The organism is Candidatus Tisiphia endosymbiont of Thecophora atra (genome assembly GCF_964026395.1).
Taxonomy (GTDB): Bacteria; Pseudomonadota; Alphaproteobacteria; order Rickettsiales; family Rickettsiaceae; genus Tisiphia.
This window is the reverse complement of sequence record NZ_OZ032145.1, coordinates 716,605-731,743: the sequence shown is the minus strand read 5'-3', so window position 1 is coordinate 731,743 and position 15,139 is coordinate 716,605. Positions and strand designations below refer to the sequence as shown.

The window sequence follows — 15,139 nt, the reverse complement described above, 5'->3', positions numbered from 1 at the left end:
TTAAAGATAATAACTTGGAATTATATATTAGTGTTCTTTAAATTCTTTACTATTCTGATTATTATTTATTAGTAGTTTATAAAATAGTAGTATCTATGCAATTTAACCGTAACAGAGCAATTATTAGTTTCCTTAAAGCCAATGAAGGTCAGAAATTTACTTCTAGAGAAATAGCTGCATGGCTAGTAAAAACTTATCCTGAGGAAGTCAAGAGAAAAGCGGAGAACAGTAAATGCAAATCAATACTCAATGTAACTGATCCAGCAAAAATAGCTCAAATTATTATAGTACTCTTTAGTGGAGAAATGACTAAAGAACGTAATGAAGCCATACAAAAACAAGAGCCTGGTATTAAAATAACACAAGAGTGTCCACGTAAATACTATTTTACTAAAAAAACTGATCAAGCGGAGATAGAAGAAGCTGAAAAATGGTCAAACATAAAAGAAAAAGAGGTGTATCTAAAGCTTTCAGAATTTCTTTGGGATGAGCTTAGTATTTATAACATGACTATTAATGATAAACGTTCTTCAAATCGTAGTGGTACTAATGCTAATAAATGGTTATATCCCGACCTAGTGGGAATGGAGGCTATGACGGAAGGTTGGGCAGAGGCGATCAAAGATTGCGTCAAACAATATGCGAATATAAAAGCCAAACTTTGGTCTTTTGAGGTGAAAGTAAAAATTAATCACTCCAATGTACGAGAATCTTTTTTTCAAGCACTATCAAATTCTTCATGGGCTCACTATGGATATTTAGTAGCTTTCTCTCTAGTAGAAAGCAAGGATAGTAACACTTCTCGTGAACTGGAAATTCTTTCTGCTAGGCACGGTATAGGATTTATTTTATTAAACATAAACGAATCCGAAAAAGGTCGAATACTAATTCCTGCTAAAGAAAGATTAGAGATTGATTGGAATATGGCTAATAGGCTAGTTAAAGAAAATTCGGATTTTGAACATTTTATAAAAGAAGTAACTTCTTTTTATAAAACCGGAGAAACTAAACGCTCCGACTGGAAAAATGTGAATTATTAAGGCTCTAGGCTCTGTCCAACTGATTGTGTGTATGTCAAGATAAGGTGCATTAATCTTACGGGTGAAAGTCCTGTTATGGAAGGAGTAGCTAGCTCCACCATATAGCGAGTCTTGTGCAGCTGAAGGTAACGACACAGTAGTAAAGCGTAGACAGCGAAACATCCGCCGAGCCGAAACTAAATCTAACAGTTAGCCTTAAGTTTTACTTGCAAGGATAAAAAAGAAATAAGATAACATTAAGTTTCATTTTTTAAGATTTGAGACAAGCAATTGAGTAGTGTAGGACTAGGAGAAGGAAGTAATAAGTTATTTTTTGAATCAGAATTTGAAAGTTTAGTCTTAAAAGATCAACGCCTTAAATCAAGAGCTTTAAAGATTTTTACAGCCCTAATGGCAAAATTTACAAGCTGTATTAAAAATCTTTTTGATAATCCACAAGTCAAAGACAAGCGTATGATTTTTTTGTTAATAACAAAGTTAACAATGATCATTTAATAGAGTCGCATTTTAGGCAAACTACTGATAGAATTAATAACAATAATGATAATTTATTGCTAGTGATACAAGACAGTACTTATCTTAACTTTACTAACCACAAAGCCAAGATTGACATTGGTATAGTCAATTCAGGAGAATTTGGTGACGTCGTCGCTCGCCTATTATCTATAGGCTTCGCTCCTCATCTTCGAGATAAATATGAGCAAAAATTATGCTATAGAAGTGGATTATCATGCGGCGTGTGGGAAAACTAAACCTCATTTCCATCAACTTTTTATTTACTTCTAACAAACTGTTCTAATAGTTTGTTTATGTTTTTACATAATACGTAGCATTTTGTTTGCTGCTCTTAATCGGAAATTTAGGTTTATAGAAAATATCGTGAGATAATATCATTACTTACATATTCTCCGCTAGAATTATTTTTAATCCACTCTTCATCTAAAAAATTCATAACTACTAAATCATTAGAAAATTTGTACTTTTGATTATATACTAATTCTTTCACTATTAATTTTTGTATTTTAGGATGTAACATATATTGTTGTGGCTTTTGATTAACCTCTTGAACTAAATGAAATACTGCTTGCACGATTCCACCAAGTAATAATCCTCGAGTAAGTTGTATATCATTGGCTGGCACAGATTCTCCAGAATTATCCAAATTTACAGGGTATCCCCCTCTAAAAATATTGAACGTTGCACTATCTGTAGAATATTCGATATTATCCAATACGTTAGAGGTATTAATAGAAGAATTATCTTGAATAATATGCAATAATGACTGAAATTCTATATCTTGTGATGAGCAACTAATTAGATTCTTTGTTCCTCGTATTTTATTGACGTCAAGAGATAAAGTAATATCTTCTCCTGTACAACCAAAAATATACTCAGATTTCTGAAATAAAGATAGAATATTATTTGCAGTTTTAATCTTCTTCATAAGATTATACTTACTGTCAGATTTATCATATATTATTACTTTATGATTTAAAGATAATAGTTTCCGGGCGACAGCCCTTCCTATAGCTCCAAGACCTACTACTCCACAAATAAGGCTATGAGATTGTAAAGGCAAAATTTTATCAAGTTTTTGTATGACGGCCTGAGCAATCATTGGAGGTTCTAATATCTGCTTTGTAGCAGAATAAGCAACGTCAATAAAAGGTAACGTGGTATTATTCTTTTTAGTAATATTAACAACACCGGATGATGTTTGCTCTACAGCAAAGACTTTGTAATTATCACTTAGTAACTTTGGAATATTTGTTGTACATTTACTACCATCATCTAGTATGATAATAGTGTCAGATTTTACATTCATTATGGTAGTAGCAACATTAGCCCACATATTAGCTATATCTATATTAAAATAATAGTTAAAATAGCCAAATTGTTGCGGTTGAGAACTAGGGTGGTAATTTACTCCCATTTCTATAAGTTGGGCAATTACTATAGGACAATTTGAGTATATTTTACCCATTATATGAATATTATTCGGCTTAGCACCTAATTTGATAAGAGATTTTATTAAATCTATTGTTGTAAATAACAAATGTTGTACACAAACAAAGGTAACATTTTTTAAATTAAGATACTTACATCCTTTTAATTTATCTATTATACTTTGTAGAGTTGCTAATATGGGTGTATTTAAATTACTCATAATAAACTCAAAAAATTACTCGTCATTGCATATAGCAATACAACCATTAAAAAAACTAGATGAGGAGCAAAATACTCTTGCTTCCTTACCATTACTATTATACTCTAAAAATCTAGCATCATCTTCAGATATAATTTTACTAGATAATATCTGACCAAATGGATCGTTTCCAGAATGAAATAACTCAAATTTTATGTTTTTAAGTGAGTTGACACTATGATTCTCAATTTGGTGAATAGTATTTATTAAAATATCTAATAATCTTTTAACCTCTCTTTGATCTTCAATTATACTTGGAGGATTTCTACAATAAGGAGAGCTATTAAATAGAGTAGGAAAGCTAAGAGAATAATAGACTTTACTATTTTTAGTAAATTTTGCTGGTTGCATAATATTTGGTATATAATCTTTTAGATTATAATCATTTACATATATTTGCTGTATTAAATTCATTGGCAAACCTGTATCATCCGTGGATGGCTTAAATGCTATAGCAGAACCTTTAGAAATCAAAATTAAATGTCTAACAGTGTCTATTAAATATGATCGTGGTTTTAAATTACGTAGATTAATTGCATGAATAAAAAATGACCATAATAAACTAAAATCTGTAAAATCTTCTAACAATTGAAATTGTTTCCAACATTGATTAACTAGATAATTATAAAAACCACTATATCCAAGATCATTTGGTTGAAGAAACCACTCATTAGAAAATACTAAAATGCTATTATTCCAATTTGAATTATGAAAATACTTATTAATATCTACAAATGTCTGCCAATGATCTGACAAACTATAGGGAGCATAGATATCAACCCCTAATTTTTTTTTAATTCTATTATGACCCACTGTATCAGAAATACTTGGAATCATAACAGTAGAGCGAGCTCTGGCTGACACATTCCAAATAGGCATGTCTAGTGAAGATGTTTGGTTTAACATATGCATTAATTCAAATAGACCAAAAAGTTCACCAGTCAAAAGAACATTAAGAGAAACAATTCTATTTTGTATCTGAACAAATACTTCACTCAAACTATTAAGAATTAAGGATAAGGGAATATGACTATATCTCAACTTCTTTTTTAGAAATTCTGGAATTCTTGAGTCATTTATAGAAATTAGTTTGCCGTCTTTAGTTGGTAGATGAAACTCCCCCCTATTAACAATATATGCTCCATAAGGATATTTTATTTTGAATAAAGAATATTTTCCGCATTGATTAACATTATCACATTTTTCTGCCAGTTCAGGATTAACCTTATAAACTTCATCCTTAACTTCAGACCATTTGACTTCTTCAACACTAAAATTCAAATCTTCTTCCATACCAAATTCTCGTATAATTAAATGAACTTAAAGTGATTAAAATTGGTGAGTCTATTATATTTATTTCTCTGCCTCTATTAATAAGAGTATATTAGATTCTTTTATAAGGTTAAATTCTTGTTCTGTAAAGCTCTGTAAAGCATTTTCTTTTAAAAACAAGTTATGTTTCCTTACATTCTTGAAGCCCAATTTTTCCATTAATCTCTTTATAGTATCAAAATCCATATGATAGCACGTTACAACACAATCATTTGTAATACTAATTTCTATGGGGCAACCATCCGTGTACTCATCTTTCAAAAACTTCGTGGGAAATTTTAATATATCAAAAACCTCTGGATAAGAATATGCACTTATAATATCTAAAGTGCATATTATAACTTTTCCTCCTTGTTTTAAGCATTCATAACAATTTTTGATAAATATTTCTAATTTACTTAAAACATCTATATATAAAATCACAAAGATATTATATACAATATCGTATTCATGTTGTCCCAAAATTGCAGAACTTTCAACATCAGAAAAATCTAATACATGTAACTCAATATTACTATTTTTGATATTTTCTTTACATAGCTCTACTTGATAAGGAGAAATGTCGCACCCTACTAATTTCAGTGGATTCTCAGCATAGAAAATTTCTAAATATCTACCAAATCCACAACCTATCTCTAATAGAGCCTTGTCTCTTACATTTCCTATAATATTTTTTACGTGTGGGTTAATAATATAATTATTAAATCTAAATTCCTTAGTTTCTCTATAAGAATCAATAATAGTTTTTAATTTCCAGTTATTCATAATTTTACCATTGAACAATTAGAGGAACTGCTTTTTATTATTTTAACAATAAGAATTAAAATTAAAAAGCACTAAATTACAATAGCATAATTTTAGCATGCTATTCTTGCCCCCTATTTTCAGTCTTACCAAGTGTGTTTATATATGGTTTCTTTATACTTATTATAAAAATACGAGACTTTATGAGAGATCAGGATTATTGGCAAATAAAATTCAAAATGTGTCAATACTCAAAAAGATTGTTAAACCAGCTTTTAATATTAAATGAACATATTAAAGACAAGGTGGATATTATTGAAATTAAGAAAGCAATATATTATGCTAGGAAATATCATGCTGACCAAAAAAGACAATCAGGAGAGCCATATTACTCACATCCAATAGAGGTAGCTTACATGGTTGCTACTTACACGGCTCAAACACGTCCACGATTTTTTAGAACAGACATGATAGTTACCTCATTACTTCATGACTGCCTTGAAGATACAAATATAACTGAAGAAACGATTAATATTATCTTTGGTAGTAAAGTTGCTAATCAAGTTCAAGACTTAACTAGAATAAAACCAGAAAAAAAGATTAGTGTCGTGGAAATGATTAATTCTTTATTTATTCAAGGAAAGTCAGATATATTGATTATTAAAATTTTTGATCGTTTGCATAATATGAGAACTCTTTACGCAAAATCCTCTGAAAAAATTGATAAAACAGTTAATGAAACTTTATGTTATTTTGTACCACTTGCTATGCATCTTAATATGAATGATATAGCAAACGAATTAATTAATATATCTTTAAAATACCTATTAGGTCGTAACTGTAAATTGTAAGCAGTGTTTGACCCTCTAATAAAAATTAACCACCTAATACTATTTCCGAAAACTAATCATCACGTCGTCGTACTTCATGCTCTCTGCTCCTCACGTACTAGTTGTCACACTACTGGACAAAAGAAATGGAGTGGTTGCAAGAGCTAGAAAATAGAGTATTTTAGATTGAATACAAAAAAATCTGTGGAACTCTATGTTACTAGCCGAATTACTACCTAAGCATTTTTAGATGAAAGATTCAAGACTAAATACGTTCAAGAGATGGGATATTGAAGCTGCCTTTAAAGAGTGCAAAAGTAATGGTTTTAGAATGGAATACGCATATAAAGAGTAAAGTACGATTAGAGAATTTTATAAAATGTTTATTTGTAGCATATGCAATAGCAATAAAAATAGGAGCAATTGGAGAGCAAGAGCAACCGATAAAAATGAAGAAAACGTTAGGATGCAGGAGTTATTCTGTACTACAGTTAGGTATAAGATCAATTAAACAAGCTTATAGTCGTTCTAAGCAATTTTTTGATTCCTTAGTCATAAAATTGCTTAAGTTACACTTTGCACAACCAATATAACCTTTTCGTTCAGTAGTGTGACTAGTTGTACGCTCCGGTGTACAACTGTTGAAAGTTTACAAATACCTATACTACAGCGTCTATTAGCGAGCGTAAGCGAAGTAATCTAGGAAACAATCTATAGATAAATGATGTTACTGGACTGCTTCGTCGACCTTACAGCCTCCTCGTAATGACCTTGGTTATTTTTCTGCAACTTTTAAACTGCCATGATGAGCTTTAAAACCGCTCCCTTTTCTAACCTTCAACAGTTGTGGGGACATCGTGCTGATGATTATTTTATTCTGTTAACCGATGCTGGTGAGAAGAAATCGCCTTGCATATTATCGATTTTTAAGTTAATTAAAAAATTGGCTATCTCCCCATTTTCAACAAATTCTGCTACAGTTTGAACACCTAAATTTTCAGAAATTTTAATTAATCGTTTAATGAAATCTTGACTTTGTATATCGCTAGTGATGTTACGTACGTAACTACCATCAATTTTAATAATATCTATTGGTAGATTTTGTAATTGTTTAAATGAAGTAAAACCAGCTCCAAAATCATCCAAAGCAAATTTACAACTAAATTTTCTTAATCTCTGCATAAAGAATTTTATTTGTTGGTAATGCTGATTAAGGGTAGTCTCAGTAATCTCAATAATTAATCTTCCTGAAACATCATATGTTTGTAATAGTTTTTCTGCTATCTCTAGGAGAGAAACATCTAATATACCAATATTTGAAATGTTAACTGCAAGCACTAAGCTAGGGTTAGCATCTAGTTCTTTGATTGCCATTTCTAGCACTATTTGATCTATTATAAAAATTAAACCTTTCTTTTCAGCTTCTGGAATTATTGCTCCTACAGAAAATAGATTGTTATTTGTGTCAGGAATCCTTAGTAAACATTCATAGTAATGAATTTTCATTGTTTTACGGTCAATAACTGGCTGATAAGCAAAAACCATTGTTTTGTTTAATAAAGCTTTTCTTAAGAGATTCAGCTGCTTATTGGACTCTTTAACACACTCTATATTATAATATTTATGGTCATACTCACGATAATAACTTTGGTCACCTTGATAAGAAACTAGCCAATTTAATAGATTATATACTTCTTTAGCTTGATTGGTAAATTTGGGAAATTCTATGCTAGCACTACTGCAATTCATATAAACTGCAGGTAATAGATCATCGACATAAAGTTGAGATAATAAATGTATTTTTAGGGCAACTTCCTTAGCTAGATTTTGGTCTAGTGTGGGTAAAACCAACAATATTCTATCATGCTCAATTTGTTTATAAACTGATATAGAAGGAGTAGTAATTAATTCATTACAAACTTCAGAAATAATTTTATTAAGTTTGTCAATTATATAAATATCTCCTCCCATCATGGCATTCAATTCGTCGTAATTTAATAACTTAAAAGAGATACAATACCCATGCCCGGCTTTATCAAGTTCAGATTGCAAATTTCTAATTTTTGTATCTAATTTTGCCATAACCAACTAAATATAATATTTACTAAATATTAAAATCCCAGTAGACTTGATACAAGTAAAAATTTTATATATATATAACTATGACCAAAATAAATAGAATAAAAAGAAAACTAGATGTGTTAAAACCACATTATTGCGAAATAGTTGACGAAAGTTACAAGCATGCTAGCCATAATGGTGGCATTACTGAAAGTCATCTTAAGATCAAAATTTTTGCAGCAGCTTTTATAGGAAAAAGTTTGCTAGAACAGCATAAAATAATTAACAATCTTTTAGCAGATGAACTAGCTAACGGACTACACGCATTATCAATTGATACGAAAAAACCCCACTCACCTACTGATTAATAAACTCTTCTTTTTTTCTTGACAATCAATTATATTACGTAAGAATGGACAAGGTTCATTCAAATAAGATTTTACTCGATCTTGAAATAAATTTATTATGCCTAATATGTGTAATTGGAACAAAAATTTACCTATTCTAATTCTTGTTATTTTAGCTTGTGTAATATGGTATATACCAACCCCTGAAGGACTTGATGTTAAAGTATGGCATCTTTCTATTATATTTATTACCACTATTACGGCTATAATTCTTAATCCTTTACCTATGGGTGCTATAGCCTTATTTAGCATACTTTGTTGTATTCTGACCCAAACCCTTTCCTTAGAACAAAGTCTATCCGGGTTTAGTCATAGCATTATATGGCTGGTGCTGCTTGCTTTTTTTATTGCTCAGGGTTTTATAAAAACAGGCTTTGGGGAGCGGATAGCTTATCACATCATTCTACTTGTCGGGCAAAGTACCCTTGGTCTTTCATATGCTCTAGTAATTGTTGATTTTATACTCGCACCTTTCATTCCTAGTGTATGTGCTAGGGGAGGAGGGATAATTTTTCCTATCGCTCAGTCACTCTGCACTGCTTACTCTAATAAAACAAATTACGAAACATCCGTTTCAAACGGTGGATTTCTCATGAAAGTAGTCTTTCAATCAAATGTGATAACTAGTGCTATGTTTATTACCTCTATGGCCGCTAATCCTTTAGCTGTTAAGTTCGCAGCTGATGCTGGGATTATAATTTCATGGAGTGACTGGGCAATAGCAGCTATAGTGCCAGGCGTGATTTCTCTTGCTGTCATGCCTCTTATTCTTTATTATTTACATCCACCCTCAATTAAATACGATCCATCTGCTATACAAATAGCTAGGGCAAAATTGCAAGAAATAGGTAATATATCATTGCAAGAGATTATTATGCTAATAACTTTTGTAATTCTAATTTTTTTATGGATGCTTGGCAGTAAATGGGGATTATCAGCTACTACAGTCGCACTGTTAGGCGTATGTATTTTATTATTATGCAAAGTAATTAAGTTTGAAGATACTCTTGCAGATAAAGGTGCATGGCATACCTTTATTTGGTATGGCACTTTAGTTATGATTTCAAGTTTTTTGTCTGATTTTGGTTTAATAGCATGGGTTAGTGATAAACTTAGAGACAATTTATTAAGTTTTTTCTCTCCAATGATTGGTATAATTATACTTTCTGTAATATATTTTTATATACATTACTTTTTTGCCAGTACTACAACCCATATTGCTATACTTTTTCCTACTTTTCTAGCGTTATTTATACATGCTAAAATGCCTAGTTTACTATCTGCATTGCTACTTAGTTTTTTATCAATATTATCTTCGGGTCTTACTCATTATGGACTCAGTAGTGCTCCAATATATTTTGAGACAGGATATATGAAGATCAGAACATGGTGGTATCTTGGTTTAGTTTTGAGTCTAGTATATGGCATTATATGGATTTTTATAGGTGGTATGTGGTGGAAAACACTAGGTTTGTGGTAGAATTGCTACTAGAATATATAGCAATCATTGCTGAATAATTTTATTTATTATAGAATTAGTCTTTAATCTTGTATAATTTGCTGTTAGACTCTCTTTTAAGATTAAATATGATAGGAGTCTAATACCAATAGGTAGTATATTATGACAGATGACAAAAAAGAATCTACGCCGTTTGAAAACCTTGAAAGTTCTGAGATAGATAGTACTACAATTGTACCTAAAGAGATAGAAATAGCTAATACGTTAGACAATCAAACAGTGCAACCCAAGCAAAGAAAAGCAGAGCTTTCCAAAAGCTTTGATGATATGGAGCTTGAACGTGAAAATAAGTTAAAACGTACTCCCTCTCAAAAATCTGTAAAAAGTAAAGATGATTTACATATAATTGAGCAAGAGAAAAGTGAAAGATTAAAATCGGTTAAAACAAATGAAGTTAAAATTTCAGATGAATTTGCAAAATCTTTAGAACAGGAAAGTACAGAACCAAAGACAGAATCAAAATTTAAGAGATTTTTAAATAAAATTAAAGCTGTTGGGAATTGGACAAAGAGTACAAGACTTTTCAAGGGTATAGAGTGGCTGTTAGATACAAAATTGGCGAAGGTGCTATTTGGTAGTGCTATAGGTCGTACTGTTACAATTGCGCTTGCAATAGTAACACTAGCCGGGGTCTCCCCTCCAGCAGCTTTGACCGCGGCTGCAATAGCATTAGCTGGAGTAACTAGCGAAATAGTAGCTGATGTTATCAAAACAAGAAGACTCCGTAAACTTGCACAAGAAAATGACCTATTGATGCAAAATCGAGGGGACATAGACAAGCAACAATACTTACTACTACTCGATCCCAAATTAGCCAAGGCATTGGAAAAGAAATTACATGTCCCAAATAATCATGTTCCAAATGGCAAAGATAAACATTACCACTATGTAGATCCCAAAGTAGAAATGGCATTTAGTGCAAGCAAATTCATAGTTGATAATCTTCAAAATGCCGCTAATTTAGCGTCTAACATAACTGCTGCTACTAGTGGGAATCCTGTTAAGATTCTTACAGCACTAAAAAGTGGTACACTTTCAGCTATTTCTATAATTGGCTCAGGTGTAACTGAAAAGGACTCAGCTAACCTTACTACAGCATTTAAAATCAATATTAATGATGAACTCCGTAAGGATGATGTTGCCTATTATAGGAATTTACGAGAGCTACGTGAGATCACCCAAAAACAACATATCCAAACTGCAGCTTTGGCTGAATTAATACAAGATAAAGATTATTTTAAGTTAACCGATGAGCAAAAACAAAATAAATTTGATATATATCAACAAGCTTTAACTGAACTGATGTTTGACAAAAATTATAACAAGTTAACCGATGAGCAAAAACGAGCTACACTTCATACAGCAGTCAATAAATTTGAAGAAAAACCTAATGAAAAAGCAACTGAACCTGAAACTAAAGAAAAGAACAAAAGTAATAATATACTGACAGCAGCTGCAAAAGGTACACTAAGCCTTTTAAAAGATCTAGGTAGGACACATAATCCTTTTTATAAACAACCTAAGGTAATAAGGGATTATAGCCCATTAACGAAAGCTATGGAGGCTGCTAAAAAATCTGCTAAAGAGATCGTAACACCTGAGGTTATAGCACAGTTACGAAAAAGTAAATCTGTACCAAATTTATTACAAGAAGAAGAACGCTTTCTTCATCGGAAAAAACTGCAGAGAAGTAATTCTATAGATAACAATCAACATTCAATGTAACTCACCTATCATTACCCACATCTTTGGACTCGTGGGACGTCATCCTGAAACAAGTTTAGGATGACATCGATATCTTCAAAGTGTATGGCTTTTAAAAGATGTAAGTTACCTACCACCCCTATCGTTCTTATTTACTGGTGGTTTTACTGGAGGAGTACTAGGTGGTGAAATAATAGATGAAGTACTAGAACGCAAAGGTTTATTATTATCATGCTTTGCGAAACTATTCCTTAGTTTTTTTGCCTTGGATACTTCTCTGCTCACTTTTTGTTCTTCTTTTAATAATTTTGCTTTCTTTTGTGCCTGTATTACTGGTGCTAATATTTCTTGTCTTTTCTGCCTGAACTCCTGTAGATTTTGTTGTAGATCTTGTTGTTTAGGAGATGGAGTATCTTGATTTTGTGAATTGTTCAAGAGTTCTTTAACAATATCAACAACCTTATCTATAATCTTTGCAAACCAGCTTTTTTCCAGCTTTATATCATCCAAAATAGCGTTTTCCTTTGGAATATCGTGTCGTCTATTATTATTGTTAATTTTTGGTGGCTTAGATGGTTTCTGCTCCTGTACCCTACGAGAATTAGCTGCTAAATTATTATTCCTTGGACGTGGGGCTACTTTACCTATTGGTTTTGTTGACTGAAGTATTTTTTTCTCATCTTCTTTTAATTTTTTCAGTGTTTCTCGCAAATCGTCTACAGTTGGAATTGGACCTTCCACAGTTGGAGTTGCAGAATTCTTTAATGTTTCTTCCTTAGGTCTTGAATCTCTTAGAGCCTTAAGTCTATCTTCTATTTCTCGATCTTTTCGTTTACCTAATTCAGCATATTTATTATCTAAATTAACTTCAGATTGTATTTCTTCCATCAACTTATCTACTTCCGAAGAAGAAACAGAACCACCCATTCTATCTAATGAGTCATTAATCATACCTGTCACCACCTCGGATTCAAACAATTTCTTATCTAACTCGCCAAGTGTTTTCTCAAATTTTTCATCAATATTTTGTATTTTCTTACTCAAATCATTAGATTTTCTCTTAGACATATGTAACTAACCCGCTATTTAAATACATAAGTTATTATAGTTTATTCTATTAGATACTACTAAATAATTTTATCAAATATATATTTTTTGAGGATATTTGCTTGTAAGATTGTTACTTTTGTGATATAAGTGATATGCTATAATTAGGTTTCATTTTCTATGCAACAAGATCTTGACCCTCCCCCTCTATCAAATAAGCAGTTACTTGCATTCTTTGCAATGATAGTAGGAATGTTTATGGCAGTGTTGGATATTCAAATTGTTGCCAGTTCTTTATCAGTCATTGCAGCCGGCCTTTCTGCTTCTAGTGATGAATTATCTTGGGTTCAAACATCATATCTTATAGCAGAAGTGATTATAATACCAATAACCGGTTTTACAGCCAAGCTTCTCTCCACTAGAATTTCTTATTTTATTGCTGCTCTTGGTTTTACCGTTATGAGTATTCTATGTTCGCTAGCCAGCAATATAGAAACAATGATTATTTTTAGAGCTTTACAAGGATTTTTTGGTGGTGCAATGATACCAACTGTCTTTAGTACAGTATTTATAATTTTTCCTGCCTCAAAACGCCCAGTAGTTACTGTGATAGTAGGATTAGTCGTAACAATAGCCCCAACACTTGGACCAACACTTGGTGGTTACATTACTGAAAACTTATCTTGGCATTTTATGTTTTTACTCAATGTAATACCTGGTATTTTTGTTTGTGTGGTCGTATATTTATACGCTGATTTTGATCAACCTAATTACAATTTGCTCAAGAATTTTGATTTTGTTGGCATTATTTTACTGACTGTTACTCTTGCTTCTTTGCAATATGTTTTAGAAGAAGGAAATAAGAAAGGCTGGATAGAAGATAATTTGATATTATTCCTTATCATACTAATTGTTGTTGGATTTATTATGTTAGTTATTAGAGAACTGACATTTATTAATCCAATCTTAGATATAACAACTTTTGCTAACAAAAATTTTACTTTTGGTTGTATCTACTCTTTTGTCATAGGTATAGGGCTATATGGTGCAGTCTATTTATTACCTTTATTTTTATTTACAATAGCTGGTTTTAATACTGTGCAAATTGGTTTTACCATGATGGTTACTGGTATGGCACAATTTCTGTCAGCTCCACTTGCAGGAAAAATGCTTGGCTCTGGACTAGATTTGAGAATTATGCTGGCTATCGGTCTAGCTACGTTTAGTTTAGGTTGCTACCTAAATAGTTTTTTAACAGCAGATGCTAAATTTGCCGAGTTTTTTTTACCACAATTTATTAGGGGACTGGCGATGATGTTTTGCTTTTTACCTACTAATAATATTGCTTTAGATAGCGTGAGTAAAGATAAAGTAGGGAATGCTAGTGGGTTATATAATCTTACCCGTAATCTTGGAGGAGCTGTTGGTCTTGCAGTTATTAGCCTACTTCTTACAGATAAAACTAAGATTTTTAGCCAATATTTAAATGAGAATATTTCTTCCACTTCACCCTCTATTCTAATGAAATTACAATTTCTAGGACAATCATTGGATGGTAAAGTGGTTGATCCAGAAAAGGCTTCGTATTTTTGGTTAGCCAGTAATATAAATAAGGAAGCATTTGTAATTGCGATAAATAGCATTTTTGGTATTATAAGTGCATTATTTTTTGTGGTAATGATCTTTCTACCGTTTACATCAACTGTTAAAGGTAGAGGAAAGTATGATGCACACTAAAATCTTTACTTTAATTATTTTGTTATTAGTGTTGTTTGGCTTAACAGGAGTACCTACTGATATTTTTGCATTGTTGTTTTCCTTAATTATCCCCAGTATAGCTTATCTTGTGGCAATAAAACTCAATTTGATCCCTGATAGGATTTATTTAAATTATCATTCTATATTATATTTTATTTGGTTAATTAAAGAAATAGTTGTATCTAGCTTAGGAGTAATGAAGATTATATGGTGTAGAAATCTTAATCTACAGCCAGTCTTTGAGTGGATTAATTCAGAACAAAAAAACGATACAAGTCTTGTAATATATAGTAATTCTATTACTCTTACACCAGGAACTGTAACACTTAACATATCAAATGGTATGTTATTAGTTCATGCTCTAGAACAATCATCAATCGACAATCTAAAATTTGGTAATTTTACTATGAGTAAAAGAATTCAGCACATTTCAAAGAACGACTATAGTCAATTCAGGAGAATTGGATAGCAGGAACGATGGAGCGAAGCCT

The 15,139-nt window shown here is 31.4% G+C and carries 15 protein-coding genes; 10 read left to right on the top strand and 5 right to left on the bottom strand.

What is annotated here, in order from left to right:
• Positions 1-95: 95 nt before the first annotated feature.
• The 3 genes from AAGD45_RS03640 to AAGD45_RS03630 all read left to right on the top strand — a co-directional run bounded on the left by AAGD45_RS03640 (position 96) and on the right by AAGD45_RS03630 (position 1,792).
• Entirely contained in the window at positions 96-1,040 is a 945-nt protein-coding gene (locus AAGD45_RS03640; protein ID WP_341762042.1) for a hypothetical protein, read from the top strand.
• Between the two features lie 270 nt (positions 1,041-1,310).
• Positions 1,311-1,535, top strand: coding sequence for a transposase DNA-binding-containing protein (locus tag AAGD45_RS03635; protein WP_341762041.1), 225 nt, complete (start codon positions 1,311-1,313; stop codon positions 1,533-1,535).
• Positions 1,536-1,597: 62 nt separating this feature from the next.
• The gene (locus AAGD45_RS03630) at positions 1,598-1,792 is read left to right on the top strand and encodes a hypothetical protein (RefSeq protein ID WP_341762040.1); all 195 of its coding nucleotides are present in this window, start codon (positions 1,598-1,600) and stop codon (positions 1,790-1,792) included.
• A 113-nt stretch (positions 1,793-1,905) separates the two neighbouring features.
• Here the strand turns inward: AAGD45_RS03630 and AAGD45_RS03625 are convergent, their stop codons facing one another.
• From AAGD45_RS03625 to AAGD45_RS03615, 3 genes are read right to left on the bottom strand one after another with little or no spacing between them, the layout of a single operon-like run.
• Complete coding sequence (locus AAGD45_RS03625) at positions 1,906-3,207, bottom strand: NAD(P)-dependent oxidoreductase (protein ID WP_341762039.1); 1,302 nt, start codon at positions 3,205-3,207, stop codon at positions 1,906-1,908.
• A 15-nt stretch (positions 3,208-3,222) separates the two neighbouring features.
• The gene (locus tag AAGD45_RS03620; RefSeq protein ID WP_341762038.1) at positions 3,223-4,539 is read right to left on the bottom strand and encodes a hypothetical protein; all 1,317 of its coding nucleotides are present in this window, start codon (positions 4,537-4,539) and stop codon (positions 3,223-3,225) included.
• A 60-nt stretch (positions 4,540-4,599) separates the two neighbouring features.
• On the bottom strand, positions 4,600-5,343 hold the full coding sequence (locus AAGD45_RS03615; RefSeq protein WP_341762037.1) for a class I SAM-dependent methyltransferase: 744 nt from the start codon (positions 5,341-5,343) through the stop codon (positions 4,600-4,602).
• Between the two features lie 182 nt (positions 5,344-5,525).
• On the opposite strand from AAGD45_RS03615, the gene AAGD45_RS03610 reads away from it, so the two are divergent.
• On the top strand, positions 5,526-6,173 hold the full coding sequence (locus AAGD45_RS03610; protein WP_341762036.1) for an HD domain-containing protein: 648 nt from the start codon (positions 5,526-5,528) through the stop codon (positions 6,171-6,173).
• A 269-nt stretch (positions 6,174-6,442) separates the two neighbouring features.
• On the top strand, positions 6,443-6,745 hold the full coding sequence (locus tag AAGD45_RS03605) for a hypothetical protein (protein WP_341762035.1): 303 nt from the start codon (positions 6,443-6,445) through the stop codon (positions 6,743-6,745).
• Positions 6,746-7,019: 274 nt separating this feature from the next.
• Here AAGD45_RS03605 and AAGD45_RS03600 read toward each other — a convergent pair whose 3' ends face one another.
• Positions 7,020-8,234, bottom strand: coding sequence for an EAL domain-containing protein (locus AAGD45_RS03600; protein WP_341762034.1), 1,215 nt, complete (start codon positions 8,232-8,234; stop codon positions 7,020-7,022).
• A gap of 80 nt (positions 8,235-8,314) precedes the next feature.
• On the opposite strand from AAGD45_RS03600, the gene AAGD45_RS03595 reads away from it, so the two are divergent.
• The 3 genes from AAGD45_RS03595 (at position 8,315) to AAGD45_RS03585 (ending at position 11,864) form a co-directional block, all read left to right on the top strand.
• Positions 8,315-8,581 (top strand): BolA family protein, encoded by a 267-nt coding sequence (locus AAGD45_RS03595; protein WP_341762033.1) that lies wholly within the window; start codon positions 8,315-8,317, stop codon positions 8,579-8,581.
• Between the two features lie 97 nt (positions 8,582-8,678).
• Complete coding sequence (locus AAGD45_RS03590) at positions 8,679-10,100, top strand: DASS family sodium-coupled anion symporter (protein WP_341762032.1); 1,422 nt, start codon at positions 8,679-8,681, stop codon at positions 10,098-10,100.
• Between the two features lie 141 nt (positions 10,101-10,241).
• Positions 10,242-11,864 carry a hypothetical protein gene (locus AAGD45_RS03585; protein ID WP_341762031.1) on the top strand — a complete coding sequence of 541 codons (1,623 nt, stop codon included), beginning with the start codon at positions 10,242-10,244 and terminating at the stop codon, positions 11,862-11,864.
• A 105-nt stretch (positions 11,865-11,969) separates the two neighbouring features.
• Here the strand turns inward: AAGD45_RS03585 and AAGD45_RS03580 are convergent, their stop codons facing one another.
• Positions 11,970-12,911 (bottom strand): hypothetical protein, encoded by a 942-nt coding sequence (locus AAGD45_RS03580; RefSeq protein WP_341762030.1) that lies wholly within the window; start codon positions 12,909-12,911, stop codon positions 11,970-11,972.
• Positions 12,912-13,070: 159 nt separating this feature from the next.
• On the opposite strand from AAGD45_RS03580, the gene AAGD45_RS03575 reads away from it, so the two are divergent.
• Together AAGD45_RS03575 and AAGD45_RS03570 are read left to right on the top strand one after the other, a co-directional pair.
• Positions 13,071-14,627 carry a DHA2 family efflux MFS transporter permease subunit gene (locus AAGD45_RS03575; protein ID WP_341762029.1) on the top strand — a complete coding sequence of 519 codons (1,557 nt, stop codon included), beginning with the start codon at positions 13,071-13,073 and terminating at the stop codon, positions 14,625-14,627.
• A complete protein-coding gene (locus AAGD45_RS03570) occupies positions 14,614-15,117 on the top strand; it encodes a Na+/H+ antiporter subunit E (protein ID WP_341762028.1) in 504 nt (167 codons plus the stop codon). Before AAGD45_RS03575 ends, AAGD45_RS03570 begins: the two co-directional genes overlap by 14 nt.
• Positions 15,118-15,139: the final 22 nt, after the last annotated feature.